The organism is Sporomusa sp. (assembly GCF_057736855.1).
This window is the reverse complement of sequence record NZ_JBYKYF010000470.1, coordinates 1-470: the sequence shown is the minus strand read 5'-3', so window position 1 is coordinate 470 and position 470 is coordinate 1. Positions and strand designations below refer to the sequence as shown.

Annotated in this window: 1 pseudogene; it reads right to left on the bottom strand. The window is 40.6% G+C overall.

The features are described from left to right. Positions 1-106: 106 nt before the first annotated feature. Positions 107-470: pseudogene (locus AC29Z1_RS17760) on the bottom strand (aminopeptidase); the annotation flags it as partial.

Below are 470 nucleotides of genomic sequence, written 5' to 3'. Positions count from 1 at the left end.
ATCCTTATTACAATAAAATTGGAGTCGGAATAGTAAAAAATAAACAAGGAAATGGAATAATAGTAGTGGAACTTTTTATAAAAGATTAATCCGGGAACTTCCCGGATTAATCTTTTTCCATGAAAACTTTATAGGCTTTGTAAGCCATGTACACATCCACTTTGGAAGACAATTCATAAGGCGCGTGCATGCTCAAAAGAGCCACGCCGCAGTCCAACACTTCCATCCCGTAATTAGCTGCATATTGAGCTACAGTGCCGCCGCCTCCCATGTCAACCTTCCCTAGTTCTCCCATCTGCCAGATTACTCCATTTTCATTGAAAAGCCTTCTAACTTTCCCCACAAACTCTGCATTTGCATCATTGGATCCAGCTTTTCCTCTCACCCCAGTGTATTTTGTTATGCATACACCCTTACCAAAATAAGCTGTGTTTTGTTTTTCACTCACTTCAGCATACGTCGGGTCAAAA